Source organism: Variovorax sp. V116 (assembly GCF_041154435.1).
Lineage (GTDB): Bacteria > Pseudomonadota > Gammaproteobacteria > Burkholderiales > Burkholderiaceae_C > Variovorax > Variovorax paradoxus.
The window spans coordinates 5,127,308-5,152,314 of sequence record NZ_AP028661.1 but is presented as its reverse complement, the minus strand read 5'-3'; the positions used below and the strand labels follow the sequence as shown (position 1 = coordinate 5,152,314).

Annotated in this window: 21 protein-coding genes; 11 read left to right on the top strand and 10 right to left on the bottom strand. The window is 68.5% G+C overall.

Annotation, left to right across the window (positions count from 1 at the left end):
- Window positions 1-145: 145 nt before the first annotated feature.
- Complete coding sequence (locus ACAM58_RS24665) at window positions 146-1,663, bottom strand: AMP nucleosidase (RefSeq protein WP_015867707.1); 1,518 nt, start codon at window positions 1,661-1,663, stop codon at window positions 146-148.
- A gap of 108 nt (window positions 1,664-1,771) precedes the next feature.
- On the opposite strand from ACAM58_RS24665, the gene ACAM58_RS24660 reads away from it, so the two are divergent.
- Window positions 1,772-2,668, top strand: a complete 897-nt coding sequence (locus ACAM58_RS24660) for a ketopantoate reductase family protein (protein WP_369663706.1) — start codon at window positions 1,772-1,774, stop codon at window positions 2,666-2,668.
- On the opposite strand, the gene gorA is transcribed toward ACAM58_RS24660, so the two are convergent.
- Complete coding sequence (gene gorA, locus ACAM58_RS24655; RefSeq protein ID WP_369663705.1) at window positions 2,665-4,023, bottom strand: glutathione-disulfide reductase; 1,359 nt, start codon at window positions 4,021-4,023, stop codon at window positions 2,665-2,667. The two genes, ACAM58_RS24660 and gorA, sit on opposite strands and share 4 nt — an antisense overlap.
- A gap of 98 nt (window positions 4,024-4,121) precedes the next feature.
- Window positions 4,122-6,068 (bottom strand): DUF6600 domain-containing protein, encoded by a 1,947-nt coding sequence (locus ACAM58_RS24650; protein ID WP_369663704.1) that lies wholly within the window; start codon window positions 6,066-6,068, stop codon window positions 4,122-4,124.
- Window positions 6,069-6,206: 138 nt separating this feature from the next.
- Between ACAM58_RS24650 and ACAM58_RS24645 the strand changes: the two genes are divergently transcribed.
- The gene (locus ACAM58_RS24645) at window positions 6,207-8,270 is read left to right on the top strand and encodes a PEP/pyruvate-binding domain-containing protein (RefSeq protein WP_369663703.1); all 2,064 of its coding nucleotides are present in this window, start codon (window positions 6,207-6,209) and stop codon (window positions 8,268-8,270) included.
- Between the two features lie 49 nt (window positions 8,271-8,319).
- Here the strand turns inward: ACAM58_RS24645 and ACAM58_RS24640 are convergent, their stop codons facing one another.
- From ACAM58_RS24640 to ACAM58_RS24630, 3 genes are all read right to left on the bottom strand, one after another.
- Window positions 8,320-10,233 carry a TRAP transporter large permease subunit gene (locus ACAM58_RS24640; RefSeq protein WP_369663702.1) on the bottom strand — a complete coding sequence of 638 codons (1,914 nt, stop codon included), beginning with the start codon at window positions 10,231-10,233 and terminating at the stop codon, window positions 8,320-8,322.
- Window positions 10,230-10,898, bottom strand: coding sequence for a TRAP transporter small permease subunit (locus ACAM58_RS24635; protein WP_015867701.1), 669 nt, complete (start codon window positions 10,896-10,898; stop codon window positions 10,230-10,232). Before ACAM58_RS24635 ends, ACAM58_RS24640 begins: the two co-directional genes overlap by 4 nt.
- Window positions 10,899-11,018: 120 nt before the next feature.
- On the bottom strand, window positions 11,019-12,128 hold the full coding sequence (locus ACAM58_RS24630) for a TRAP transporter substrate-binding protein (RefSeq protein WP_015867700.1): 1,110 nt from the start codon (window positions 12,126-12,128) through the stop codon (window positions 11,019-11,021).
- A gap of 221 nt (window positions 12,129-12,349) precedes the next feature.
- Here ACAM58_RS24630 and ACAM58_RS24625 point away from each other — a divergent pair, with 221 nt between their 5' ends.
- Window positions 12,350-12,763: a rhodanese-like domain-containing protein gene (locus ACAM58_RS24625; RefSeq protein ID WP_062364223.1), complete on the top strand. Its 414-nt coding sequence runs from the start codon at window positions 12,350-12,352 to the stop codon at window positions 12,761-12,763.
- Between the two features lie 355 nt (window positions 12,764-13,118).
- On the opposite strand, the gene lysM is transcribed toward ACAM58_RS24625, so the two are convergent.
- Window positions 13,119-13,580 carry a peptidoglycan-binding protein LysM gene (gene lysM, locus ACAM58_RS24620; RefSeq protein WP_018905098.1) on the bottom strand — a complete coding sequence of 154 codons (462 nt, stop codon included), beginning with the start codon at window positions 13,578-13,580 and terminating at the stop codon, window positions 13,119-13,121.
- A 134-nt stretch (window positions 13,581-13,714) separates the two neighbouring features.
- On the opposite strand from lysM, the gene ACAM58_RS24615 reads away from it, so the two are divergent.
- A complete protein-coding gene (locus ACAM58_RS24615) occupies window positions 13,715-14,485 on the top strand; it encodes a type III pantothenate kinase (RefSeq protein WP_015867697.1) in 771 nt (256 codons plus the stop codon).
- Window positions 14,486-14,503: 18 nt separating this feature from the next.
- Here the strand turns inward: ACAM58_RS24615 and ACAM58_RS24610 are convergent, their stop codons facing one another.
- The 3 genes from ACAM58_RS24610 to ACAM58_RS24600 are packed head-to-tail and all read right to left on the bottom strand — an operon-like array spanning window position 14,504 to window position 17,547.
- Window positions 14,504-15,838, bottom strand: a complete 1,335-nt coding sequence (locus tag ACAM58_RS24610) for a serine hydrolase (protein WP_062364225.1) — start codon at window positions 15,836-15,838, stop codon at window positions 14,504-14,506.
- 10 nt (window positions 15,839-15,848) lie between these two features.
- A complete protein-coding gene (locus ACAM58_RS24605) occupies window positions 15,849-16,664 on the bottom strand; it encodes a crotonase/enoyl-CoA hydratase family protein (RefSeq protein ID WP_062364226.1) in 816 nt (271 codons plus the stop codon).
- Between the two features lie 34 nt (window positions 16,665-16,698).
- Entirely contained in the window at window positions 16,699-17,547 is an 849-nt protein-coding gene (locus ACAM58_RS24600; protein WP_018905095.1) for a 3-hydroxybutyryl-CoA dehydrogenase, read from the bottom strand.
- A gap of 180 nt (window positions 17,548-17,727) precedes the next feature.
- Between ACAM58_RS24600 and purT the strand changes: the two genes are divergently transcribed.
- From purT to ACAM58_RS24565, 7 genes are all read left to right on the top strand, one after another.
- Window positions 17,728-18,930: a formate-dependent phosphoribosylglycinamide formyltransferase gene (gene purT, locus ACAM58_RS24595; protein WP_369663701.1), complete on the top strand. Its 1,203-nt coding sequence runs from the start codon at window positions 17,728-17,730 to the stop codon at window positions 18,928-18,930.
- Between the two features lie 63 nt (window positions 18,931-18,993).
- On the top strand, window positions 18,994-19,932 hold the full coding sequence (locus ACAM58_RS24590; RefSeq protein WP_018905093.1) for an alpha/beta hydrolase: 939 nt from the start codon (window positions 18,994-18,996) through the stop codon (window positions 19,930-19,932).
- Window positions 19,933-20,042: 110 nt separating this feature from the next.
- Window positions 20,043-20,873, top strand: a complete 831-nt coding sequence (locus tag ACAM58_RS24585) for an AraC family transcriptional regulator (protein WP_018905092.1) — start codon at window positions 20,043-20,045, stop codon at window positions 20,871-20,873.
- Window positions 20,874-20,890: 17 nt separating this feature from the next.
- Window positions 20,891-21,766: a branched-chain amino acid ABC transporter permease gene (locus tag ACAM58_RS24580; protein WP_369663700.1), complete on the top strand. Its 876-nt coding sequence runs from the start codon at window positions 20,891-20,893 to the stop codon at window positions 21,764-21,766.
- 94 nt (window positions 21,767-21,860) lie between these two features.
- Entirely contained in the window at window positions 21,861-22,937 is a 1,077-nt protein-coding gene (locus ACAM58_RS24575) for a branched-chain amino acid ABC transporter permease (RefSeq protein ID WP_018905090.1), read from the top strand.
- Window positions 22,934-23,764 (top strand): ABC transporter ATP-binding protein, encoded by an 831-nt coding sequence (locus tag ACAM58_RS24570; RefSeq protein ID WP_369663699.1) that lies wholly within the window; start codon window positions 22,934-22,936, stop codon window positions 23,762-23,764. The genes ACAM58_RS24575 and ACAM58_RS24570 overlap by 4 nt, the downstream gene beginning before the upstream one ends.
- Before the next feature lie 469 nt (window positions 23,765-24,233).
- Window positions 24,234-25,007 (top strand): ABC transporter ATP-binding protein, encoded by a 774-nt coding sequence (locus ACAM58_RS24565; RefSeq protein WP_018905088.1) that lies wholly within the window; start codon window positions 24,234-24,236, stop codon window positions 25,005-25,007.

The following is a 25,007-nucleotide window of genomic DNA, read 5'->3' as shown; positions in this document are numbered from 1 at the left end:
CATTGAAGTTGCGGCGAGAAAGCTTCCCGGGCGACGAGCGAGACATTTTGTTTCCGGTTGTGAGAAAGGTTGCCGGATGATGTCCGCGAAATGCGTCGCCCACCTACTTTCAAAAGTAGGTGAAAACCCTAGGTAAGCCCGGCGGTTACTGGAAGGCGACCTCCGCGAAGCTGCGCAGCTTGCGGCTGTGCAGCCGGGTCGAACCCTGCTCGCGCAGGATGTCGATGGCCCGCATGCCGATGCGCAGGTGCTGCTCCACGCGCTCGCGGTAGAAGTGGTTGGCCATGCCCGGCAGCTTGATCTCGCCGTGCAGCGGTTTGTCGCTCACGCACAACAAAGTGCCGTAGGGCACGCGAAAGCGGAAGCCGTTGGCCGCGATGGTGGCGCTTTCCATGTCGAGCGCCACGGCCCGGCTCTGGCTGAAGCGGCGCTGCGGCTGGTTGCCCGGCAGCAGCTCCCAGTTGCGGTTGTCGGTGCTCGCCACCGTGCCGGTGCGCATGATCTTCTTGAGGTCCGGGCCGGTGTAGCGCGTGACGTCGGCCACCGCTTTTTCCAGCGCGAGCTGGATTTCCGACAGCGCCGGAATCGGCACCCACAGCGGCAGTTCCTCGTCGAGCACGTGGTCCTCGCGCACATAGGCATGCGCCAGCACGTAGTCGCCGAGCTGCTGCGCGTTGCGCAGGCCCGCGCAGTGGCCCAGCATCATCCAGGCATGCGGGCGCAGCACGGCGATGTGGTCGGTGATGGTCTTGGCGTTGGCCGGGCCGACCCCGATGTTCACCATGCTGATGCCGCTGCAGTCCTCGCGCACCAGGTGGTAGGCCGGCATCTGCGGCAGGCGCGGCGGCGCCGTGCCCTGGCTGCCGTCGAGCAGGCCGCCGTAGTTGGTGCTGGCGCCCGCGGCCAGCCCGCGCCGGCGCGTGACCACGTTGCCGGGCTCGATGAAGGCCACGTACTCGCTCTTCTCGTCGGCCATGGCCTCGTGGCCCAGGCGCACGAACTCGTCGATATAGAACTGGTAGTTGGTGAACAGCACGAAATTCTGAAACCACTCGGGCGCGGTGCCGGTGTAGTGCCGCAGCCGGTGCAGCGAATAGTCCACGCGCGCGGCCGTGAAGAGCGACAGCGGCTGCGCCTCGCCCGCCAGCGCTTCGTAGGTGCCGTTGGCAATGCCGTCGTCCATCACGCCCAGGTCGGGCAGGTCGAACACGTCGCGCATCAGCGCGCGGCGCTCCTCGCTCATCGTGCCTTCGATGTGGTCGTTCTCGGCAAAGGAGAAGTGGATGGGGATCGGCTGCGTGCTGGTGCCCACCTCGATCTCGACCTGATGGTTCTCCAGCAGCAGGCGGAACTGGTCGAGGTAGTAGCGCGAGAACAGGTCGGGCCGCGTCAGCGTGGTCTCGTAGCGGCCCGGTCCGGCGACGAAGCCGTAGCTCAGCCCCGCGTTGGCCGGCGGCGTGTGGCGCGAGACGGTGTGCGTGTGCACCCGCACGAACGGGTAGCAGGCCCGCACCCGGCCCGGCAGCGCCTCCCCGGCCACGAAGCGCAGCATCGATTCGCGCAGGTGCGCGAGGCCCCCTTGGTAGATGGACTTGACCTGTTCGAGTGCGGCGGCGGCGTCGTTGAAGCGGGCGGGAGCGACGAAAGTGGGCATGTAGGGCATGACGGCATTGTGCAATGCCAATGCGGCGCCGGCATGCCCGCCCGCTGCGGCGCGGCGGCCGAACGGCTAACCTCGAAGCCTCCTGCAGACAACCAAGGAATCGAATCGATGAAAGTCGCAGTCATGGGCGCCGGCGCAGTCGGCTGCTACTACGGCGCCATGCTGGCGCGCGCGGGCCACGAGGTGGTGCTGATCGGCCGGCCTTGGCACGTGGAGGCCGTGCGCGCCCACGGGCTGCGGCTGGAGACGAAGACCTTCGACGAGCAGGTGCCGCTCGGCGCAAGCACCGAGCCGAATGCGGTGCAGGGCGCCCAGCTTGTGCTGTTCTGCGTGAAGTCCACCGACACCGAATCGGCCGCGGCGCAGATCGGGCCGCATCTGTCGCGCGATGCGCTGGTGCTCACGCTGCAGAACGGCGTCGACAACGACGAGCGCGTGCGCGCGGCGCTGCCGTCCAGCGAGGTGGCCGCCGCCGTGGTCTATGTCGCCACCGAGATGGCCGGCCCGGGCCACGTGAAGCACCACGGCCGCGGCGAGCTGGTGATCGCGCCTTCGCGCCACAGCGAGCAGGCGGCGCAGCAGCTGGTGGCCGCCGGCGTGCCCACGCATATTTCGGGCAACGTGCGCGGCTCGCTCTGGGCCAAGCTGGTGCTGAACTGCGCCTACAACGCGCTGTCGGCCGTGTCGCAACTGCCCTACGGCGAGCTCGTGAAGGCCACGGGCGTGGCCGAGGTGATCCGCGACGTGGTCGCCGAATGCCTGGCCGTGGCCAGGGCCGAGGGCGTCGAGATTCCAGGCGATACCGATGCGGCCGTCCGCGGCATCGCGCAGTCGATGCCCTCGCAGTATTCATCGACCGCGCAGGACCTCGCACGCGGCAAGCCCAGCGAGATCGACCACCTCAACGGCTTCGTCGTGCGCCGCGGCGAGGCGCTGGGCGTGCCCACGCCCGCCAACCGCGTGCTGTTCGTGATGGTGAAGCTGCTCGAGGGCAAGCAGCGCTAGCCTGGCATGGGTTCGCGCATAGTCACGAACTCTTCGGCCGCCGTCGGGTGGATGCCGATGGTGCTGTCGAACAGCGCCTTGGTCGCGCCCGCGCGCATCGCCACGGCAAAGCCCTGCACCACCTCGCCCGCATCGGCGCCCACCATGTGCAGGCCCACCACGCGGTCGCTGGCCTTGTCGACCACCAGCTTCATGAAGGTGCGCTCGGTGCGGCCCGACAGCGTGTGGCGCAGCGACTTGAATTCGCTCGAGAACACCGCCACGTCGCCGAACTTCGCGCGCGCGTCGAGCTCGGTGTAGCCGCAGGTGCCGATGTTGGGGTGCGTGAACACGGCTGTCGGAATGAACTCGTAGTCGAGCCGGCGCCGGCCCTTGCCGAACAGTTCGTCGACCACCACCATCGCCTCGGCCAGCGCCACCGGCGTGAGCTGCACGCGCGTGGACACGTCGCCCACCGCATGGATCGACGGCACCGAGCTGCGGTAGTGCGCATCGACCGCGATGGCGCCGCGCTCGTCGAGCTTCACGCCCGCCGCGTCCAGGCCGAGACCCTGGGTGTTGGGCACGCGGCCGGTTGCAAAGAGCACCGTGTCGGCTTCGATCTGCTGGCCGCGCGCGAGCGTGACCGTGAGCCCGTGCGCCCCGCGCGTGATCGAGGTGGCCTCGCAGTTCAGCCGCACGTCGACGCCCGCCTTGCCCATCTCGTTGGCCAGGAACTGCCGCACGTCGTCGTCGAAGCCGGTGAGCAGGTGCGCGCGGCGGTGCAGCTGCGTCACCTGGGCGCCCAGGCCGTTGAAGATCGATGCGAACTCGCAGGCGATGTAGCCGCCGCCCACCACCAGCAGGCGCTTGGGGAACGGGTCGAGGTCGAACATCGCATCGGAACTGGCGATGTGCTCGCGGCCCGGAAAGTCGGGCACGTAGGGCGTGCCGCCGGTGGCCACCAGCAGATGGCGCGCGGTGTGGCGCTTGCCGTCGACCTCGACCGTGTGGCCGTCGAGCAGCTGCGCCCAGCCGGTGACCAGCACCACGCCGGAATTCTTCAGCAGCGAGGCATAGACGCCGTTGAGCCGCTTGATTTCCTTCGCGCGCTGCGCCTTGAGATGCGCCCAGTCGAACTGCGGCGCCTGCGGCAGCTGCCAGCCGTAGCCCGCGGCTTCCTCGAAGGATTCGGCATAGCCGGCCGCGTAGCTGTAGAGCTTCTTCGGAATGCAGCCCACGTTGACGCAGGTGCCGCCAAGGTCGGCCGCCTCGGCCAGGCCCACGCGCACCCCCTGCTGGGCCGCCATGCGCGCGGCGCGCACGCCGCCGCTGCCGCCGCCGATGACGAAAAGATCGAAGTCGAATGTGGGCATGAAAAGACGCTCCTTGGCGGCGACTGTAGCCGCCGGCCGAGGGCGCCGCTTGCGGCGGGACTTGCGCGGAGCGATGGCGCCGTGCAAGCCCTGGAGGTTCAGCGCTGGTCCGGAGAGGTCATCAACCTGCGCCGGTCGTCGCCGCCGCGCTGGCCTGGCTGAAGCTGCGGCTGCTGCTGCGGTGAAGGCGGTGCAGGCGCGAAGCCGCGCTGCTGCTGGAGGGCGCGCACCTGCGCTTCCTGCGCCTGGCGCATCGCGTTCTGCTGGGCCTGCTGTTGCGCCTGCACGGCGCGTTGCTGCATCTCCTGCTGCTGGCGCAGCATCTGTTGCTGGGCCAATGCCTGCTGCTGCGCCGCGCGCTGTTGCTGCTGCATCTGCTGCATTTGTTGTTGCTGCTGCAGGGCTTGCGCCTGGGCGCGCTGCTGCGCCTCCTGCTGCTGCCGCAGCGCCTGTTGCTGCTGTTGCTGGACCTGCAACTGCTGCTGCTGCTGCTGCTGCTGCCGCTGCTGTTGCCACTGGTCATGCGCGCCGCGCTGCTGCCAATCCTGCTGCTGGCGCAAGCCCTGCTGGCGCTGCCATTCCATTTGCTGCTGCTGCTGTTGTTGCTGCATCGCCTGCACCTGCTGCGCCTGCTGCATCTGCCGGGTTCGCCGTGCCTGCTCGTAGCGCAGTTCCTGCTGTTCGCGCGCCATCAGCTGCGTCGGCGGCAGCGCAGCGGCCGGCCGGCCGAAGCCGCCGCCGAAGCCTTGCATCGGGACGCCCGGCGCCGGCGCCACCGGCACCCGCGCGAAGCGGTCGTCCGGCAGCCGCACCAGGTCGCGCCGGCCGAAGGGGCCGCGGCCGAAGCGGTCGGCCGGCAGCACGGTCACGGCGCCCGCCATCTGCTGGTTGGCATAGAAGCCGTTGCGCAGCTCGGCCTGGCGGTTGCGGTAGGCCGCCATGCGGTTCACCTGGTCGAGGTAGCGCTGGCTCGCGTCATAGCCGGGCCGCCATGCCTCGCCGGGGGCCAGCGGGAACCAGCCCACGCCGCTGCGGCCGTTGCCGATCTGCAAGGCGGCATTGGCGCCGCTGCCGCCCACGAAGCCCACCAGCGCGGGCGAGTACACGGGCCGTGCGGCCGGCCGCCCCGGCACCCAGGCCCAGCGCGGTCCCAGGCGCGCCCAGCGGCCATAGTGGAAGGGCGCAAAGCCCCAGGGCGCAGCGTCGACCCAGGTCAGGCCCCAGGGTGCGATGTTGACCCACTGGCCGTCGCGGTAGGGCGCCCAGTCGGCATCCACGTTGCGCGGGAACCAGACGTCGCCATAGTTCGGGTCGCTCTGCCAGTCGCCGTAGGCGTCGAGCTGCTGGTAGCCGACGACCTCGCGCGACACGTAGCGTGCGGAGATCGACTGGTCCTCGATGCGGTTGCGCTCGGCCACCCAGGCATCGAAGCTGCCGCTTTGCGCTGGTGCGCCGCCCACAGCGGCCAGGTTGCGGCCCGACACGGTGAGTTGCTGCCGCGCGCCCAGCGCTTGCGATTCGCCGTTCTCGCCATGCAGCGTGACATGGCCCGAAGCCACTGCGATCCAGGTGGTGCCGGCAGCTGGGTCGGCCGCCACGCGGTATTCGCCGGGCGCGTCGATCACGACTGCGAGGTTGCCGGTGTCCACCTCGACACGCTGGCCCGCCAGCTCGTCGCGCACGCGCAGCTGCAGGTTGCCTTGGTTCGCGGTGAGGCGCACGGTGTCGTCGTCGAGTTCGGAGAATTCGATGTGCGTCTGCCCGTCCATGCGCAGCGCCGCGGAGCCGATGTGGACTTCGGCGCGCGCATTGCGGTCGGTCCAGAGCCGGTCGCCGGTGGTGAGGGGGCGGTTGGGCTGCGCGTCGTACCAGCTGTCTTCGCCGGCGGGCGCGAAGCTCACGGTGCCCTGCTGCAGGTTCAGGCGCGCCACGCGTCCCGGCGGGTCCTGCTGCGCGCTGGCGGCCGCACCGAGGCACAGCAGCACGAGGCCGAGCAGCCATCGGTGCCATGGCCGGTGAAGATCGAGAAAGGCGGGGCGGTTCATGGTTTGTCTCCGGTTCCCGGGGGCGGATGAAAGCGGTGGATATGTAACGCGCGAGAATCCGCTGCCGCTGTCAGCGCATGTCCCCTGCTTGGTGAAGCGCGCGCACATTCGGCAACCGCTTGTAATCGAGGACTCGGCATGAAAAACAACAAGAACGCCTGTGCACCGGGCGAATTGCGCTACCCAAACCATAGCGCGGCGCAATGGACCGCGGCGCTCGCGTGCGCCGCCATGGCCATGGCCGCCGCGCCCGCGCACGCGCAGCTCGCGCGCAAGCCTTCCTACTACCAGCAGCAGAACAGCAACAAGTCCGCCCCGGAAGGCGCACAGCTTCCCGCGCGGCCGGCTGCGCCCGCCTCGCTGCCGGCGCTGCGCAGCCGCGGCGACTTCGACACGCTGGCCCGCGTCTACGACGCCGGCACGCCGATGCAGCTGGCCCACGTGCTGTTCGCCGTCGACCGCCGGGCCCGGCCCGTGCGCACCTACTACATCGACACGCCGCGCTACCAGCTGCATGTGCGCTTCGTGCGCGAGACCGGGCTCGCGCCGCGCGCGGGCAAGCGCGAGATCGACCGCAACTACCTCGTGCCGGACCGCCGCTTCCTGTTCGGCACGCTGAGCTGGCAGCAGAACATCGGCAGCTTCACCTACGAGTTCTGGGAAGGCGACCGGCTCACTCCCGCGCTGCTGCGCGAGGCCGATGCACAGGTGAAGGCCGGCTTCTTCGCGCCCGTGAAGTTCAAGACCAATTCCACGCTGCACGAACGCATCGCGAACGAGGCGGGCGTCGACTTCGTCAGCCAGGAGGCGCTGATCCGCGAGCAGCCCTACATGCCGATGAACCTGGGCACGGCCACGGGGCGCGTGCGCATCGTGGACGAGGCTTCCGGCGCGAATGCATTGAACGCGCTGCTGCCGGGCGACATCGCCGTGCTGCGCCAGGTGCCGATCGGCCTGCCGCCCGTGGCCGGCGTGCTGACCGAGCGGCCGTCCACGGCGCTCTCGCACGTCAACCTGCTCGCCAAGGGCTGGGGCATTCCCAACGCCTATGTGCGCGATGCCGCGGCCGTGCTGCGCGAGCACGCAGGGCAGTGGGTGGCGCTCAAGGTGGCGGCCTCGGGCTACCAGGTGCGCCGCCTCACGGCGGAAGAAATTGCCGCGCTGCCGCCGCGCGCAGCACGTGCGGCGGCCACCGGCGCACTGCCAGGCAGCGGCAAGGCCGCGAAGCCGGACCTGCGTGAAACCCGCCTGCTGCCGCTCGCGTCATTGCGCGCCCGCAACAGCGCGCAGTGCGGCGCCAAGGCCGCCAATCTCGGCGCCGTGCTGGCCGCGCGCATTCCAGGCACGACCGTGCCCGACGGCTTCTGCATTCCCTTTGCGCACTACGACCGCTTCATGCACGCGAACGGCCTGGCCGAGCGCATCGCGCGCATGCAGCAGCAGCCCGGCTTCGCGGGCGATCCGCAGGTCCGGCAGAAGGCGCTGGCGCAGTTGCAGGGCGAGATCGCGCAGTGGCCCGTCGATGCGGCCGATGCGGCGGCGTGGCGCGCCGCATGGCAGGCGCAGCTCGGCGGTGGCGGCGTGTTCGTGCGCAGCTCGTCCAACTCGGAAGACCTGCCGGGCTTCAGCGGCGCGGGGCTCTACACCACAGTGCCCAACGTCAAGACCGGCGACGCGCTCGAACTCGCGGTGAAGAAGGTCTGGGCCTCGGTGTTCAACCCCGAGGCCTGGGAGGCGCGCAGCGCCGCGGGCTTCGGCGCCGAGTCGGTGCTGATGGGCGTGTTCGTGCAGACGGCCATTGATGCCACCAGCGCCGGCGTGATGATCACGCGCGACCCCTTCGACGCCGGCCACCCGCACGTCACCTACATCTCGGCCAAGCGCGGCATCGGCATCCGCGTGGTGGAGGGGCGGCGCGTGGCCGAGCAGGTGATGTACTCGAGCTGGTCCAAGGCGATCCAGGTGCTGAGCCGCTCGGCCGAAGAAACCGCGCTGCAGCTGGACAAGGACGGCGGCGTGAAGGAAGTACCGGTGGAGGCCGGCCGCCACGTGCTGACCGACGATCTGGTGGTGCGGCTGGCCACCGTGGGGGCGGCGGTGAAGCGTGCGTTCAACGGCGTCGACCAGGACATCGAATGGGCCACCGTGGGCGAGCGCATCGTGCTGCTGCAGGCGCGGCCGTACGTGGAGCGGCGGCGCTGAGCGCCGGCCTTCGCCGGCCGGTTCCGCTCACAGTGCTGCCAGCGGCGCTTCATCCATACAGGTACTGCGGCAGCCACAGCGTCAGCCCCGGCCAGATGTACATGAACACCATGCACAGGATCACGATCAGCATGTAGGGCATCATCCCCGCGAAGATCTGGTTGAGCGTCACGTGCGGCGGCGACACGCCCTTCAGGTAGAAGGCCGACATCGCCACCGGCGGCGACAGGAACGCCGCCTGCAGGTTCACGAACACCAGCACGCCGAACAGCAGCGGGTCGATCTGGAAGTGCGCGAGCAGCGGCAGGAAGATGGGCACGAAGATCACGATGATCTCGGTCCATTCGAGCGGCCAGCCCAGGATGAAGATGATCGCCTGCGACAGCAGCAGGAACTGCAGCGGGCTCAAGTTCATGCCCAGCACCCATTCCTCGACGATGCGCTGGCCGCCCAGCAGCGCGAACACCGCCGAGAACAGCGCCGAGCCCACGAACAGCCAGCACACCATCGAGGTGGTCTTGAGCGTGAGGAACACGGCCTCCTTGGTCTTCTTGAAGTTCAGCGTGCCGGCCTGCCAAGCCATCAGGAAGGCGCCGGCCGCGCCCACCGCGGCCGACTCGGTGGCGGTCGTGATGCCGAACAGGATCACGCCCAGCACCACCAGCGTGAGCGTGGCCAGCGGCATCACCGACGACACCAGCATGCGCAGGATCTCGAACTGCTCCGCGTCCATGCGCCAGTAGTACCAGGCCAGCAGCGCGAGCGTGAAGAGGCTGGCCAGCAGGAAGCCGGTGTAGAAGGCCTCGGGCACGGCGGCGGTCTTCGGCGCATCGACCGCTTCGCCCAGCTGCTGCAGGCCGCTCTCGGCCGCCGCGGGCGCCGGGGCCTCGCTGCCGGGGGGCTCCTCGACGCCGCCCGGCGGCTCCTGCAGGCCGTCTTCCGCCGTGGGCTCCTTCGGTGCATCGGACGTCGGCGGTTCGGCCAGCCCGGTTCCGGACGACGAAGCTTCGGGCGGCGCCTGCTGCTGCTGCGCCACCGGCGCCTTGCCGCTGCTGCTGTTGTCCGCCTGCGAGTAGATCGCCACGTACCACCAGACCGACCCCAGAGTCGCGGCCGCGAGCGCCAGCGGCACCAGCGCGCTCAGCAGGCCGCGCAGCAACATCCACCAGGTGATGCGCACGCCCTCGGCCGCGCCGCGCAGCGCGCGCGCCGGCGACACCACGGCCGCCGCGAGCGCGGGCAGCATGCGCGGCGAATAGCTGGCCGCGATGTGCGCAACCCAGGGCGAGACGGGGGCGCGCTGCTGGTCGGCCGGCAGCTTGGGCGCGACCTTCGGCTGCAGCATGGCCCAGCCGATCACGTAGACCAGGTAGAGAAAGGCGAGGAAGAAGCCCGGGAACATCGCCGCCGCATAGAGCTTGACCACCGACTGCCCGGCCACGGCCGCGTACACGATGATCATCACCGAGGGCGGAATCAGGATGCCGAGCGTGCCGCCCGCCGTGATGACGCCGGCCGCCAGCCGCGTGTCGTAGCCGGCGTTGAGCATCGGCCGCATCGCGATCACGCCCATCAGCACCACCACCGCGCCGACCAGGCCGCTCGCGATGCCCCAGAAGGTGCAGACGATCAGCGTGGTCACCGCGAGCGATCCCGGCACGCGGCGGAAGGCCAGCTGCACGCTGTGGAACATCTTGTCGACCAGCGCGCCGCGCTCCATCACGTAGCCCATCAGCACGAACAGCGGGATCGACAGCAGCGTCTCGTTGGTCATGGCACCGAAGGCGCGCTGCACCATCAGGTCGAAGATCCTGTTGTCCAGCCAGTGCGCGGCGGGATCGTAGAAGGCGATGAAGCCGAAGAACATGCCCAGGCCCATCAGCGTGAACGCCGTGGGAAAGCCCAGCATGATCACGACCACGATCAGGCCGAGCATCGAGAGGCCGAGTGCGGGTTCGCTCACTGGGTGCCTCCCGTCGTGCCGCTCTTGCGCTGCTGCGCGGCCTGCTCGATGGCCTTGGCCTTGTCGATCACCTCGCGCTTGTCGGCCTCGTCGACGAGGGTGCTGCCGGCGAGCTGTTCGCCGACCACGTCCATTTCCTCCGCGTCCTTCAGGCGCGGCGCCCACGCGCCAGTCTTCAGGCACAGCGCGCAGCGCACCATCTCCGCAATGCCCTGCAGCAGCAGCACGGCGCCGGCCACCGGAATCACGAACTTGAAGGGGTAGAGCGGAATCGGGACGGCATTGAAGGTCTGCTCGCGCATGGCGAGCGATTCGCCGAAGTAGGTCCAGCCCGACCAGGTGAGCGCCACCACGCCGGGCAGGAAGAAGAGGATGAACAGCACGAGGTCGAGCGCGGCCTGCGTGCGCGGCTTCATGCTGCCGTAGAGGAAGTCGCCGCGCACGTGGCCGGCCTGCGAGAGCGTGTAGGCGCCGCCCATCATGAACAGGGTGCCGTAGAGCATGTTGTTGGCATCGAAGATCCAGGCAGTGGGCGCGTTGAGCGCATAGCGCTTGAAGACCTCGCCGCACACCAGCAGCATCAGCGCCACGATGAGCCACGAGAAGGTCTTGCCCACGACCATGCTGAACCGGTCGACGGCGTGGAGAAAGCGTTGGATGGTCATGGCGAGATGGACGGGGACCGTTCGTGAAGCACCGTGGAGCCGGCCTTGCCGGTCCACAGGTGCTGTCGTCCCCTGGCAGGGAGTTGGCGAAGCGACACGAAGCGCGCGCAGACCGAGGGGTCAGCTCTTCTTCTTGCCGAAGTAGTGCGCGTAGGCCATCTTGAAGTCCACCCCGTAGTCGTTCTGCCATTGCAGCGCGCGTTCGGCGAAGATGCGCTGCGAATCCAGCACCTTCTTGAACAACGGGTTCTCCGCGGCTTTCTTCTCGATGGTCTTGTCCCATGCCGCGAGCTGTGCGCGCAGCACCGCATCGGGCGTCTTGTAGAACTTGATGCCGGCCTTCTTCATGTCGGCATAGTCCTGCGAGTTGCGCTGCACGGCCTTCCAGCTCATGTCGGCGCTCGCGGCCTGCACGGCGTAGTCGATGATGGAGCGCAGCTCCTGCGGCAGCGCGCTGTACTTGCCCTTGTTGAACAGCACCTCGAACTGCTCGCCCGACTGGTGGAAGCTTTGCAGCATGCAGTTCTTCACCACGTCGGGAAAGCCGAGCACGCGGTCACTCGACGCGTTGTTGAACTCGGCCGCATCGATCAGCCCGCGGTCCAGCGCGGGCACGATCTCGCTGCCGGGCAGCGGGTTCACCGCCGTGCCCATCTCGGTGAACATGTCCACCGCGAGCCCCACGGTGCGGAACTTGAGGCCCTTCATGTCCTCCACCTTGGCCACCGGCTTCTTGAACCAGCCCAGCGGCTGCGTGGGCATGGGGCCGTAGAGGTACGACACCACCTCCATGTTCAGGCTCTTGTAGATCTCGTCGAGCAGCGCCTTGCCGCCGCCGTAGTTGTGCCAGGCCAGCACCGTGTTGGCGTCCATGCCGAAGCCCGGCCCCGAACCCCACAGCGCGAGCGCCGAGTTCTTGCCGTAGTGGTAGGCGACCACGCCATGGCCGCCGTCCAGCGTGCCCTTGTTCACCGCCTCGAGCAGCTGAAAGGCCGGGACCACCGCGCCCGAGGGCAGCACCTCGATCTTCAGGCGGCCGCCCGCCATGTCATTGACCTTCTTCGCGAAGTCCTGCGCATATTCGTGGAAGATGTCCTTGGCTGGCCAGGTGCTCTGGAAGCGCAGCGAGGTGGTCTGGGCCATGCTGACCATCGGCGCCGACATGGCGCCTGCGGCCACGGCCGCGCCCTTGAGCAGGCTGCGGCGGCGGGGCGATTTGCTGTCTGTCATGTTGTCTCTCTCCGTACAAGTTCTGATGACAAGGAAACCCTGCCCGCCTCTTGGCGTTATCGTGTGGCAGGCCCAAGCCGCATCTTTGGCGCGCAGGAAAACGCGACAAACAGGGTTTTCACGAACTGGTGAAAAATTCCGTCATCCGGCGAGGGCGCCGGGCAACGAAAGAAGACCGCTGCCCTTGAAGTAACCCTATCGATTGGAAGGACGAGAAAGAGATGACCGAACCCGTTGGTGAAAAAGGCTATGCCGGCGACGTGACGCCCGAGCAGGCCGCGCAGTGGATGGCGAGTGGCGAGGCGGTCCTGGTCGACGTGCGCACCGATGCCGAGCGCGAATGGGTCGGCTACGTGCCCGGCGCCGTGCCGCTGGCCTGGAAGCAGTGGCCGGGCATGGCGCTCAACCCGGCCTTCGACGGCGGCATCCGTGCCGCGGGCGAAGACGGCAACAAGAAGCTGGTGCTGCTGTGCCGCAGCGGCGTGCGCTCCATCGCCGCCGCCCGGCGCGCCACCGAACTGGGCCTGGAGGCCTACAACATCCTCGAAGGTTTCGAGGGCAATCCGGACGAGAGCGGCCACCGCGGGCAGATCGGCGGCTGGCGCAAGCGCGGGCTGCCTTGGAAGCAGAACTAGGTTCGGGTTCGGGCTTTGTTCAGGGCGCGCTCCCGCCGACGGGGTACCTTGCTCCGCGAATGTCCTCCGGCCTTCGGCCTCCCCCTTAATTTCGCTGCGCAAGGCACCCCATCAGCGGGAGCGTGATCAGAGCACTGGTTGATCAGCGGTACACCACGAGCGTGCCCAGTGCACAGGGCGTCGGGTGCTCCCCGCAGCGAAATAAAGGAGGAGCCGAAGGCGGGGGACATTCGCGGAGGGGAGTACCCGGTGGCCTGTGCACGCACCCTGAACAACAGCGCCAAACAAAACCACCCAATAAAAAAGCCCACTGAAACCAGTGGGCCCTTCGCGTTGCAGCCACGAGCGAATCAGCTCACAGCGCCGGAATGCGCAGCTTCTGCCCCGGATAGATCTTGTCCGGATGGCTCAGCATCGGCTTGTTCGCCTCGAAGATCGCGTTGTACTTGTTGGCGTCGCCGTAGTACTTCTTGGAGATGGCCGACAGCGTGTCGCCCTTCACCACGTCGTGGTACTGCGCCGGCGGGGCGGGCGGTGCGACCAGGTTGTTGTCGACGCTCGTCACGTTCGCCACGTTGCCCGCGGCCAGCGCGGCTTTTTCGCTGGCTTCCTGCGAAGGCGCCTGGCCGGCCAGCGTCACCACGCCGCTGCTCGCGGTGTAGGTCACTTCCAGGCCCGTGAGGCCGAGATTCTGCGTCTCGATGTAGGTCTTGATGGCGGCCGCGGCCTTGGCGTTGGCGTCCGGCTCGGCCGCCTGCGCCGACGATCCGCCGAACAGCTTCTCGCCGGCTTCCTTGATGAAACTAAGCAAACCCATGGTTCTCTCCTTGCGCCTTGGTTGAGGGGAATCGCGAATGTAGCGGCGAAACCGGGCACGGCCGCGTAGGTCCGCGCCGCGTGTGTCAACGATGCGCCAGCATCCGCGACAACAAAGTCGCAATAATCCCGCCCATGGCATCCCCCTTCCTCGCGATCGACATCGGCAATACCCGCCTCAAATGGGCGCTCTACGATGCGGCGCATCCGGGGGCCGCGCTGCAGGCGCATGGGGCGGAGTTCCTCGACCACATCGAGCGGCTGGCCGACGGCCCCTGGGCCGACCTGCCCGCGCCCGGCTCCATGCTCGGCTGCGTGGTGGCCGGCGACGCGGTGCGCCGCCGCGCCGAGGAGCAGATCGTCGAGCGCTTCGACTGCGCGCCGCGCTGGGTGGTGTCGAGCGCGGCCGAGGCCGGCATCGTCAATGGCTACGACCATCCCACGCGGCTGGGCGCCGACCGCTGGGTGGCGATGATCGGCGCGCGCCACCGGATGCTGGACGCGGGGCCGGCGCGGCCGATGGTGGTGGTGATGATCGGCACCGCCGTGACGGTCGAGGCCATCGATGCCGGCGGCAAGTTCCTGGGCGGACTGATCCTGCCGGGCCACGGCATCATGCTGCGCGCGCTGGAGTCGGGCACCGCGGGGCTGCACGTGCCGACCGGCGAGGTGCGCGAATTCCCCACCAACACCAGCGACGCGCTCACCAGCGGGGGTACCTATGCCATTGCCGGTGCAGTCGAGCGCATGGTGCAGCACGTGCGCTCGCACTGCGGCGCCGAGCCGGCCTGCTACATGACCGGCGGCGCGGGCTGGAAGATGGCGCCCGTGATGAACGGGCATTTCGAACTGGTCGAGAGCCTGATCATGGACGGCCTGCTGGTGATCGCCCAGGCGCGGGGCTGACCCCATCCAGGGCCTAGGTCAGGGCCGCATCAGCGCCTCGGCCACGGCCTGGAAGGCCGGCAGCGTGAGCGGATCGTTGCCCGCACTGGCCGCCACCGGGTGCGCGGCATAGCGCACGATCACCATTTCCGCCTTCGGATCGACATAGATGCTCTGGCCGTGGATGCCGCGCGCCATGTAGGCGCCGTGCGGGTTGTGCGTGACCCACCACATGTTGCGGTACGACCAGCCCGGCAGCAGCGCGTAGCCGGCCTTGGCGAACTTGGCCGGGTCGGCGCCGCGCGCGATGTCCTCGACCACCGCCTTGGGAATGGCCTGCTGCCCGTTGGGCGCGCGGCCGCCGTTGCGCATGGTCTCGCCGAAGCGCGCGAGGTCGCGCAGCACGGTGTTGAGGCCGCCGCCGCCCGACTCGGTGCCGATGCGGTCGACCATGAAGTAAGCGTCCTGCTCGGCGCCGATGCGGCGCCAGATCTTCTCGCTCAGCAGGTCGGCCAGCGACTGGCCGCTGGCGCGGCGCAGGATCCAGGCGAGCACCTCGGCGTTCACCGTCTTGTAGGCAAAGGCGGCGTCGTGCGCGCCTTCCTTCTTCAGCGTGGCGAGAAATTCGTAGAAGGACTTCGGGCCCGTGTAGTTCGGGCCTTGCGCCAGCATGCCGCCGGCGCGCGCATAGTCCCAGATCTCGGCCTTCGGGTCGGCGTAGTTCTCGGAGTAGTGCACGCCGATGGTCATGTCCATCACCTGGCGCACCGTGGCGTCGCCATAGGCCGTGTCCTTGAGCTCGGGCAGGTAGCGCGTGACCGGCGCCGACGGGTCGAGCCTGCCCTCGTCCGCGAGGATGGCCGCCAGCGTGCCGACAAAGGACTTGGTGACCGACATCGCAATGTGCGGCCGCTCGGGCGTGAGCGCGCCGAAGTACTTTTCGTAGACCACGCGGCCGCGGTGCAGCACCAGGATGCCGTCGGTGTAGGTGCGCGGGATCATCTGGCCGAAGCTCAGCGTCTCCTCGCTGCCCAGCGGCTTGAAGGTCACGGCCTCGAGGTCGCTGCGCGGCGCGGCCGGCAGGGGGCTCGGCACGCCGCTGCCGCGCCACACATTGGCCGTGGGCACGGTTTCGCGCACATGCGAGAAGCTCCAGCGCGTGCGCGGAAACACGCCGCCCGCCGGATCGTCGAAGGTGATGAGCCTGTCGGGCGGGGGCGGAAAGCCCTTCATCCAGCCCATGGCCTCGACCGAGGTGGCCGCGGGATCGGGAGGGGAGGCGGCGGGCGCCTGGGCCAGGGAGGTGGTGGTGTTCACGGCGAGCAGTGCGAAGACGGCGGCGAGCGCCGTGCGTTTGAAGTGGATCGTCATCATCGTCGGGGTCTCAGCGGCCGCTGAAGCGCGCGGGCCGGCGCTCGACAAAGGAGCGCACGCCTTCGGCCGCGTCCTCGCTGTTCGAGAGGTGCTTCTGCGTCTCGATGAATTCCGACACGGCTGCGAGCGGTCCCTGTTCGACGGCCTTGATCACGTTGAGCCGGGTCGCCACCACCGCCAGCGGGGCCTGCGCCGCGATGCGCTGCGCAATGGCCAGCGCCACGTCGAGCTCCTGCCCGGCCGGCACCACCTTCTGCACGAAGTTCAGGCGATAGGCTTCGGCGCTGTCGAACTCGTCGGCCGTCAGCAGGTGCAGCATGGCGTTGCCCACGCCCGCGCGCTCGGCCATGCGCAGCGTGGCGCCGCCCGTGGCCATGATGCCGCGCTGCACTTCCATCTGCGAGAAGCGGCAGTTGTCGGCCGCCACCACGATGTCGGCACCCAGCATCAGCTCGATGCCCACCGTGAAGCAGATGCCCTTGACCGCCGCCACCATCGGCTTGGTGCGGCGGCGGTAGCCGGGCAGGCCGAAATCATGCGGCTCCACCAGGCCCGCCGGCACCGCCTTCTCGCCGCGCTTCATGTACTCGGTGACCGCCGGCAGGTCGAGCCCGGCCGTGAAGTGGTCGCCGAAGGCATGCAGCACGCCCACGCGCAGTTCGGGGTCGTCGTCCAGCCGGGTGTAGGCCTCGGCCAGTTGCCGGAACATCGGCGGCGTCCAGCCGTTGCGCTTGGCCGGGCGGTTGATGCCGATCAAGAGCACGTGGCCGATCACCTGGGTGTCGATGCAGCCTTCTGCCGGTGGGGTGGTGGGGGTGGCGGTCATGGCGTTTGTCTCCTTGTTTTTGTTGGACGCCGGATCAGTACGTGTAGACGCCGCGGCCCGTCTTGCGGCCCAGCTGGCCCGCCGCGACCATCTCCTTCAGCAGCGGGCACGGCCGGTACTTGGAGTCGCCGAACTGCTCGAGGTACACCTCCATCACGGCCAGGCACACGTCCAGGCCGATCATGTCGGCCAGCGCCAGCGGGCCGATCGGCTGGTTGCAGCCCAGCTTCATGCCGGCGTCGATGTCCTCGGCCGTGGCGATGCCTTCGGACAGCACGAAAAAAGCCTCGTTGATCATCGGCACCAGGATGCGGTTGACCACGAAGCCCGGCGCGTTCTTCACCGTGATGGGCGACTTGCCCAGCTTCTCGGCGAGCGCCTTGACGGCATCGTGCGTGGCGTCGCTCGTGAGATAGCCGCGGATCAGCTCCACCAGTGCCATCATCGGCACCGGGTTGAAGAAGTGCATGCCGATGAAGCGGTCGGGGCGCGAGGTGGCGGCTGCGAGCTGCGTGATCGAGATCGACGAGGTGTTGGAGGCGATGATCACCTCGGGCGCCACCAGTTCGTCGACCTGCTTCAGGATCTTGAGCTTGAGTGCGTGGTTTTCGGTGGCGGCCTCGATCACCAGCTGCGCGCCCTTCAGGTCGTTGTAATCGGTCGAGCCCTTGATCAGCGCAAGCGCGGCGGCCTTCTGCCCGGCCGTGAGCTTTTCCTTCTTGATCAGGCGGTCCAGGCTGCCCGAGACGGTGGCCAGGCCCTTGTCGACCGCCGCCTGGGCGACATCGATCATCACCACGTTGACGCCCGACACCGCGCAGGCCTGCGCAATGCCGTTGCCCATTGTTCCGGCGCCGATGATGCCGACGGTCTGAATCGTCATGAGAAAACTCCTTGAAGAATAAAAGCGGAAAAAAAGCGAGCGGGTGGACGCGCCACCGCGGCAGGAGATCGATTGTGAAGCAGCCCCGCCGGCGCGCCGTTGCCGCGCGTGACACGGGCGGTGCGCGGGTGGCTTACAGTGCGGCGATTGCTTTTTCCTCCCTCTTTTCCGACTCCGACCATGACCACCCTCGGCACTCCTCTTTCCCCCTCGGCCACCCGCGTGATGCTGCTGGGCTCCGGCGAACTCGGCAAGGAGGTGCTGATTGCGCTGCAGCGCCTGGGCGTGGAGACCATCGCGGTCGACCGCTACGAGAACGCGCCCGGCCAGCAGGTGGCCCACCATGCGCGCACCATCACCATGAGCGACCCCGAGCAGCTCAAGGCGCTGATCGAGGCCGAGAAGCCCACGCTGGTGGTGCCCGAGATCGAGGCCATCGCCACGCCGATGCTGCAGCAGCTCGAAGACGCCGGCGTGGTGCGCGTGATTCCCACGGCCCGCGCCGCCCGCCTCACGATGGACCGCGAAGGCATCCGCCGCCTGGCCGCCGAGACGCTGGGCGTGCCCACCAGCCCCTACAAGTTCTGCGACTCGCTGGCCGAGCTGCAGGCGGCCATCGACGCCGGCATCGGCTACCCCTGCATCGTCAAGCCCGTGATGAGCAGCTCCGGCAAGGGCCAGAGCAAGATCGACGGCCCGGCCGACGTGCAGAAGGCCTGGGACTACGCCATGGCCGGCGGCCGCGTGAGCCACGGCCGCGTGATCGTCGAAGGCTTCATCGACTTCGACTACGAGATCACGCTGCTGACCGTGCGTGCCAAGGACGCGGCCGGCGCGGTGCAGACCCGGTTCTGCGAACCCATCGGCCATGTGCAGGTGAGCGGCGACTACGTCGAAAGCTGGCAGCCGCACCCCATGGCGCCGGCCGCGCTGCAGAAGGCGCAGCAGATTGCCGAGGCCGTCACGTCCGACCTCGGCGGCCAGGGCCTGTTCGGCGTCGAGCTGTTCGTGAAGGGCGACGAGGTCTGGTTCAGCGAAGTGAGCCCGCGTCCGCACGACACCGGCATGGTGACCATGGCCACGCAATGGCAGAACGAGTTCGAGCTGCATGCGCGCGCCATCCTCGGCCTGCCGGTGGACACCTCGCTCAAGAGCCCGGGCGCGAGCGCGGTGATCTATGGCGGCGTCGATGCCACCGGCATTGCCTTCGACGGCGTGGCCGAGGCGCTGCGGGTGCCCGGCAGCGACATCCGCCTGTTCGGCAAGCCCGAGAGCTTTGCCAAGCGCCGCATGGGCGTGGCGCTGGTGCATGCGGCCGACACCGGCACGGCCCGCAGGTTTGCCAAGGATGCCGCCTCGCGCGTGAAGCCGCGCAAGGCTTAGCCAGTTTTCGCAAGCCGCGCCAGGGCGGCGCGGGCATGGTCGGACCGATCCACCGGAGACACCATGCTGCATCCCCAGGCGCGCACCTTGCTCGACTTCATCGAGGCGCGCGGCATCCCGCCGACCCACACGCTTTCGCCGGCCGAGGCGCGCGCCTTCTATCGCGAGCGCCGCACCACCACCCAACCCGAGGCCCCGCCGGTCGCCGAAGTCCGCGAGCTGAACGCCGACGGGCCGCACGGCACCATCCCGGTGCGCCTCTACCGCCCGCTGGGCTCCACGCCCGGTGCCGCGCTGCCGGTGCTCGTGTACTTCCACGGCGGCGGCTGGGTCATCGGCGACCTCGACACGCATGACGTGCTGTGCCGCTCGCTCGCCAACGGCGCGGGCTGCGCGGTCGTGTCGGTCGACTACCGCATGGGGCCTGAGCACCGCTTCCCGGCCGCGGTCGACGACGTGCTGGCCGCCACCCGCTGGGTGCGCCGCGAGGCCGCCTCGCTCGGCCTCGATGCCGGCCGCCTCGCGGTGGGCGGCGACAGCGCGGGCGGCAACCTCGCGGCGGTGGCGGCCATTGCGGCGCGCGATGCCGGCGACCTGCCCATCGCCTTCCAGCTGCTGATCTATCCGGCCACCGACATGCGCCGCGGCCATCCCTCGCACCAGGCCAACGGCCAGGGCTACCTCCTGACCCGCGACACGATGGCCTACTTCCACGACCACTACATCGACGACCCCCTGCACGACCTCGACTGGCGCGCGTCGCCGCTGCTGCATGCCGATCTCTCCCGCCTGCCGCCCGCGCTGGTGCTCACGGCCGGCTACGACCCGCTGCGCGACGAAGGCATGGCCTACGCCGAGGCATTGACCGCCGCCGGCAACCGCGCCGCGTACGTCTGCTTCGAGCGCCAGATCCACGGCTTCATCACCATGGGCAAGGTGCTCGACGAGGCCGATACGGCCATCGCGCTGTGCTGCGCCGAGCTTCGCCGCGCGCTCGCCTAGGGAAAGTCCCCGCGCAAATGCACGCCGCGCAGCCGGCCCCCGCCGCTACGATCCAGCCAACGCAACGCCGGCCCCAGGCCGGCGGCGGCCCGATGCAGGAGACAGACACCATGCAGCGAACGAAGACGGCGCCGCCCGAAAGCGGCGGCGCGCAGCGCGGGGAGCGCCTGATGTGGCTCACGCACCAGCGCGTGTTCTACGCCGGGCTGCTCGGGGCCGCGGCCGAGCGCACGATGGGCGGGCACGGCGTGTACGTGTCGCCCGCGGGCGCGCCGCCGAACCGCCTGTGCATCGGCGGCGGCGCCTGGCAGACGGGCGAACTGCTGGTGGTGCCGCCGCAGGTGCCGCACCGCGTGGAAAGCGCGCATCCGCTCATCTTCAACCTGCTGATCGAATCGGAGTCGGTCGATCCCGCCCGCATGCCGGCCTTCATGCAGCACTGCGGTCCGGTCGATGCGCCAGCCTTCGTGCGGCGCATGCACGATGCCCATGCGCACCTGCTTGCCGCGTCGGGCCGCGGCATGAATTTCGAGGGCTTCGATTTCGATGCGCTGTTCTTCGGCGAGCCGCTGGCGCCGCGCGCGCTCGATGCGCGCATCCGCAAGGTGATCGACGCCATCAACGCCGACCCGGCCGCACCCGCCTCGGCCGAAGACTGCGCGGCCTCGGTGCATCTTTCCTTCTCGCGCTTCCTGCATCTGTTCAAGCAGGAAACCGGCATGGCGTTCCGCGCCTTCCGCGCCTGGAAGCGCGCGCGCAGCCTGCTGCGCTACGTGCGCCAGGCCGGCACGCTGACCGACATCGCGCTGGACACCGGCTACCCCGATTCGACGCACTTCAGCCACTCGATCCGCCAGGTCTACGGCCTGAAGCCCAGCGACATCCTGGCGGGTTCCCGCCGCCTCGCGCTGCACGACGCGGCCGGCGGCTTCAGGCACTAGCCGCAAGAAGAGGCCCCATGCAGATCCTCCAACTCCTGCTGTCGGGCATTGCGCAAGGTTGCATCTACGGGCTGATCGCGCTGGGCTTCGTGCTGATCTACAAGGCCACCGAAACCGTGAGCTTCGCGCAGGGCGACCTGATGATGCTCGGCGCCTTCGGTGCGTTTGCCGGCATGTCGCTGCTCGGCCTGCCGTTCTGGCTCGCGGCCCTGCTGGCGGTGGTGGCGATGGCGGCCTTCGGCGTGCTGCTAGAGCTGGTGGTGATCCGCCCGATCCTCGGCCAGCCGCAGTTCTCCATCGTGATGCTGACCATCGGCATCGCCTACGTGGCGCGCGGGCTCATCACCATGGTGCCGGGCATCGGTACCGACACCCACACGCTGCCCGTGCCCTACAAGGACCAGATCTGGAAGCTGGGCGAACTGGTGGTCAACCTCGAACAGCTCGCGATCATCGTTGCCACGGCCATCCTCTGCGCCCTGCTGTTCGCGATGTTCCGCTATAGCAAGCTCGGCATCGCGATGCAGGCCTCGTCGCAGAACCAGCTCGCGGCGTACTACATGGGCATTCCGGTGAAGCGCCTGAACGGATTGGTGTGGGGGCTCGCGGCGGCGGTCGCGGCCATTGCCGGCATGCTGCTCGCGCCCATCACCTTCGTGCACGCCAACATGGGCTTCATCGGGCTCAAGGCCTTTCCGGCCGCGGTGGTGGGCGGCTTCGGCAGCCTGCCGGGCGCGATCGTCGGCGGGCTGGTGATCGGCATCGTCGAATCGTTCGCGGGCTTCTACCTGCCCGACGGCTTCAAGGACACGGCCCCGTACATCGTGGTGCTGCTGATGCTGATGATCAAGCCCAACGGATTGTTCGGCGAGAAGCTGCGAAAAAAAGTCTAGAAGCATGTGCCCCCACGCTCGTCACTTCGTGTACTCGCTGCCCCCCGAGGGTGCGCAGGTCCGCCTTGGGGCGGCCCGGCGACGGACCTGATTCATGCGCTTCATCTTCAAGACCAGCTACGACCAGGACATCCGCCTCGCGCGGCACGGCGGCCATGTGTTCTGGTATGGCCTGCTCGCCGCGTTCCTCGTCGTCGCACCCTGGGCGATCGACGAGTACTGGCTCGCGCAGCTGACCTTCGTGCTGATCTACGGCATCGTCGGCCTGGGCCTGATGCTGCTGGCGGGCTTCACGGGGCAGTTCTCGATCGGGCACGCGGCGTTCCTTGGCGCGGGTGCCTACACGCAGGGCGTGCTGACGAACCTGGGTGTGCCGTTTCCGATGGCGCTGCTCGCGGCCGCGGCGCTGTCGGCGGCGGTGGGCGTGGTGGTCGCGCTGCCGGCCCTGCGCGTGAAGGGCATCTACCTGGGCATCGCCACGCTGTCGTTCGGCTTCATCGTGGAGGAAGTGTTCGCGCGCTGGGAGAGCGTGACGGGCGGCAACGCGGGGCTGCATGTGAAGCCGCCGCAGCTCTTCGGCTGGTCGCTCGGGTCGGGCAACGGCTTCTACTTTCTGTGCCTGGTGGTGGCGGTGCTCAGCACGCTCGGCATCCTGAACCTGCTGCGCTCGCCGACCGGCCGCGCCTTCGTCGCGATCCGCGATTCGGAGATCTCGGCGCAGAGCATGGGCATTCACCTGGCGCGCTACAAGACGATGTCGTTCGCGATCTCGGCCGCGCTCGCGGGGCTGGGCGGCGCACTGTATGCGCACAAGCTGAGCTTCATCTCGCCGGACCAGTTCAACATCCTGCAGTCGATCGACCTGCTGCTGATGGTGGTGATCGGCGGCCTGGGCTCGGTGCATGGCGCGTTCCTGGGCGCGATCTTCCTGATTGCGATGCCGCAGCTGATCTCGATGGGCAAAGACTGGCTGCCGGCCGTGGTCGGCCAGGCACCGGGGCTGCAGGGGCTGGTGTACGGCGTGGTGCTGATCGCGTTCGTGCTGTTCGAGCCGCTGGGGCTGTATGGCCGCTGGCTCAAGATCCGCACCTGGCTGCAGCTCTTCCCGTTCTACCGCAAGGGCCTGTTCAAGCGGCAGAAGTCGTTCACCAAGTCGGATCGCCTGAGATGACGAGCAGCAGCAGCGGCGACGTTCTTCTTTCGGCCAAGGACCTGAGCGTGCGCTTCGGCGGCGTGCTCGCGGTCAACAAGGTGAGCTTCGACGTGCGCCGCGGCGAGGTGTTCACGCTGATCGGCCCGAACGGCGCGGGCAAGACGACGGTGTTCAACCTGATCAGCCGGATCTACACGCCGACGATGGGCGAGATCACGTGGCATGGCGAGGCCGCGGGGCCCTTGGCGCTGACGCAGCAGGCACCGCACGCGATTGCGGCACTGGGCATTGCGCGCACCTTCCAGAACATCGAGCTGTTCGAACACGCGACGGTGCTGCACAACCTGCTGATCGGCCGCCACACGCACCGGCAGACGGGGTTCTGGAGCGAGGTGTTCTTCACGCCCGCCACGCGGCGTGCGGAGATTGCGGCGCGCGAGAAGGCGGAGCAGGTGATCGACCTGCTGGACCTGCAGCATCATCGCGACTCGATGGTGGCCGGCTTGCCGTATGGCGTGCGCAAGGTGGTGGAGCTCGCGCGTGCGCTGTGCACCGAGCCGAAGCTGCTGCTGCTCGACGAGCCTTCTTCAGGGCTCAACGTCGAAGAGACGGCGGACATGGCGTTCTGGATCCAGGACATCCAGCATGAACTGGGCGTTTCGGTGCTGATGGTCGAGCACGACATGTCTTTGGTGTCGAAGGTGTCGGACCGCGTGCTGGCCATGAACATGGGCGAAGTCTTGGCCACCGGTACGCCGCGCGAGGTGCAGGCGGATGCGCGTGTTGTCGAGGCCTATCTTGGGACTGTGGATGACGTGAGCAGCTTGAGGAGGGTGGCGGCGTGAATGTCTTGTTCGCTGCTTCGTTGGAGACGCCCGGTATGCGGTGCGGCGCGGTCGCCCCCACTATGCCGGCCCTTCGGGCTCCCTTCCGGTGCTCGCCTTCCGCGGGGTCTCGCCCAAACTCGCTTCGCTCAAACAAGGGCGAGCCCTTATCCGCGGAAAGCTGCGCTCCTCAGCGGCACAGAGGGGGCGCCCGCCCCGCACCGCACACCGGGCTCGAGCGGAGGTGGAACCACCCTGAGCGTGCCCACGGCGTTGGGGCCCATGCCCCGGGCGGGCCGTTGAGGCACCGCCGAGCAGCGGAGCGACAAGCGGATCAGGGCTCGCAGCTGTTTGATCGAAGCGAGTTCTGCGAGACCCCGCTTGGCGTGAGCAGCGCAGGGAAGCCCGAAGGGCCGGTGACGTCGGCCCGCCCGGGGCATGGGCCCCAACGCCGCTCCCCGCCCTTGTCGAAAACTCGAGGGACAACGAAGTGACCGACGTCGTCCTCCAGTTGCTCAACGTCGAAAGCGCCTACGGCCCCATCAAGGCCATCCGTGGCGTGAGCCTGAAGGTCAGGCAGGGCGAAATAGTGACCGTCCTGGGTTCGAACGGCGCAGGAAAAACAACCATCCTCAAAACGATCTCCGGAATCATCGACCCGAGAAAAGGCAGCATCGAATTCCAGGGCAAGGACATCACCGCCAAGGACCCGGCCCACATCGTCCAGCAGGGCCTGAGCCATGTGCCCGAAGGCCGCGAGGTGTTCCCGCTGCTGTCGGTGAAGGACAACCTGCTGATGGGCGCCTACACCCGCAAGGACCGCGACGGCGTGGCGCGCGACATGGAAAGCGTCTATGCCTACTTTCCGATCCTGCGCGAGCGCGCCACGCAGGATGCGGGCCTGCTCTCGGGCGGCCAGCAGCAGATGCTCGCCATCTCGCGCGCCATCATGGCCGCGCCGCATCTCATCCTGCTCGACGAACCCAGCCTCGGCCTCAGCCCCAAGCTGACGAAGGAGATCTTCGAGATCGTCGTGCGCATCAACCGCGAACGCGGCACCACCATCCTGCTGGTCGAGCAGAACGCCAACATGGCGCTCAACGCCTCCGACCACGGCTACGTGCTCGAGAACGGCCGCATCGTCATGGAAGACACCTGCGAACGCCTGCGCGAGAAGGAAGACATCAAGGAGTTCTATCTCGGCGTCAAGGACGACGGCGTGCGCGGCGAGCGGCGCTGGAAAAAGAAGAAGACCTGGAGATGA

Coding starts and splice junctions, on each gene's coding strand:
- ACAM58_RS24605 (WP_062364226.1), bottom strand. CDS start 16,664: ATGACCGCCACCCCCACCACCCCACCGGCAGAAGGCTGCATCGACACC.
- gorA (WP_369663705.1), bottom strand. CDS start 4,023: ATGCCCACATTCGACTTCGATCTTTTCGTCATCGGCGGCGGCAGCGGC.
- ACAM58_RS24630 (WP_015867700.1), bottom strand. CDS start 12,128: ATGACAGACAGCAAATCGCCCCGCCGCCGCAGCCTGCTCAAGGGCGCG.
- ACAM58_RS24570 (WP_369663699.1), top strand. CDS start 22,934: ATGACGAGCAGCAGCAGCGGCGACGTTCTTCTTTCGGCCAAGGACCTG.
- purT (WP_369663701.1), top strand. CDS start 17,728: ATGACCACCCTCGGCACTCCTCTTTCCCCCTCGGCCACCCGCGTGATG.
- ACAM58_RS24575 (WP_018905090.1), top strand. CDS start 21,861: ATGCGCTTCATCTTCAAGACCAGCTACGACCAGGACATCCGCCTCGCG.
- ACAM58_RS24615 (WP_015867697.1), top strand. CDS start 13,715: ATGGCATCCCCCTTCCTCGCGATCGACATCGGCAATACCCGCCTCAAA.
- ACAM58_RS24590 (WP_018905093.1), top strand. CDS start 18,994: ATGCTGCATCCCCAGGCGCGCACCTTGCTCGACTTCATCGAGGCGCGC.
- ACAM58_RS24645 (WP_369663703.1), top strand. CDS start 6,207: ATGAAAAACAACAAGAACGCCTGTGCACCGGGCGAATTGCGCTACCCA.
- ACAM58_RS24585 (WP_018905092.1), top strand. CDS start 20,043: ATGCAGCGAACGAAGACGGCGCCGCCCGAAAGCGGCGGCGCGCAGCGC.
- ACAM58_RS24650 (WP_369663704.1), bottom strand. CDS start 6,068: ATGAACCGCCCCGCCTTTCTCGATCTTCACCGGCCATGGCACCGATGG.
- ACAM58_RS24610 (WP_062364225.1), bottom strand. CDS start 15,838: ATGATGACGATCCACTTCAAACGCACGGCGCTCGCCGCCGTCTTCGCA.
- ACAM58_RS24660 (WP_369663706.1), top strand. CDS start 1,772: ATGAAAGTCGCAGTCATGGGCGCCGGCGCAGTCGGCTGCTACTACGGC.
- ACAM58_RS24600 (WP_018905095.1), bottom strand. CDS start 17,547: ATGACGATTCAGACCGTCGGCATCATCGGCGCCGGAACAATGGGCAAC.
- ACAM58_RS24625 (WP_062364223.1), top strand. CDS start 12,350: ATGACCGAACCCGTTGGTGAAAAAGGCTATGCCGGCGACGTGACGCCC.
- ACAM58_RS24635 (WP_015867701.1), bottom strand. CDS start 10,898: ATGACCATCCAACGCTTTCTCCACGCCGTCGACCGGTTCAGCATGGTC.
- lysM (WP_018905098.1), bottom strand. CDS start 13,580: ATGGGTTTGCTTAGTTTCATCAAGGAAGCCGGCGAGAAGCTGTTCGGC.
- ACAM58_RS24665 (WP_015867707.1), bottom strand. CDS start 1,663: ATGCCCTACATGCCCACTTTCGTCGCTCCCGCCCGCTTCAACGACGCC.
- ACAM58_RS24580 (WP_369663700.1), top strand. CDS start 20,891: ATGCAGATCCTCCAACTCCTGCTGTCGGGCATTGCGCAAGGTTGCATC.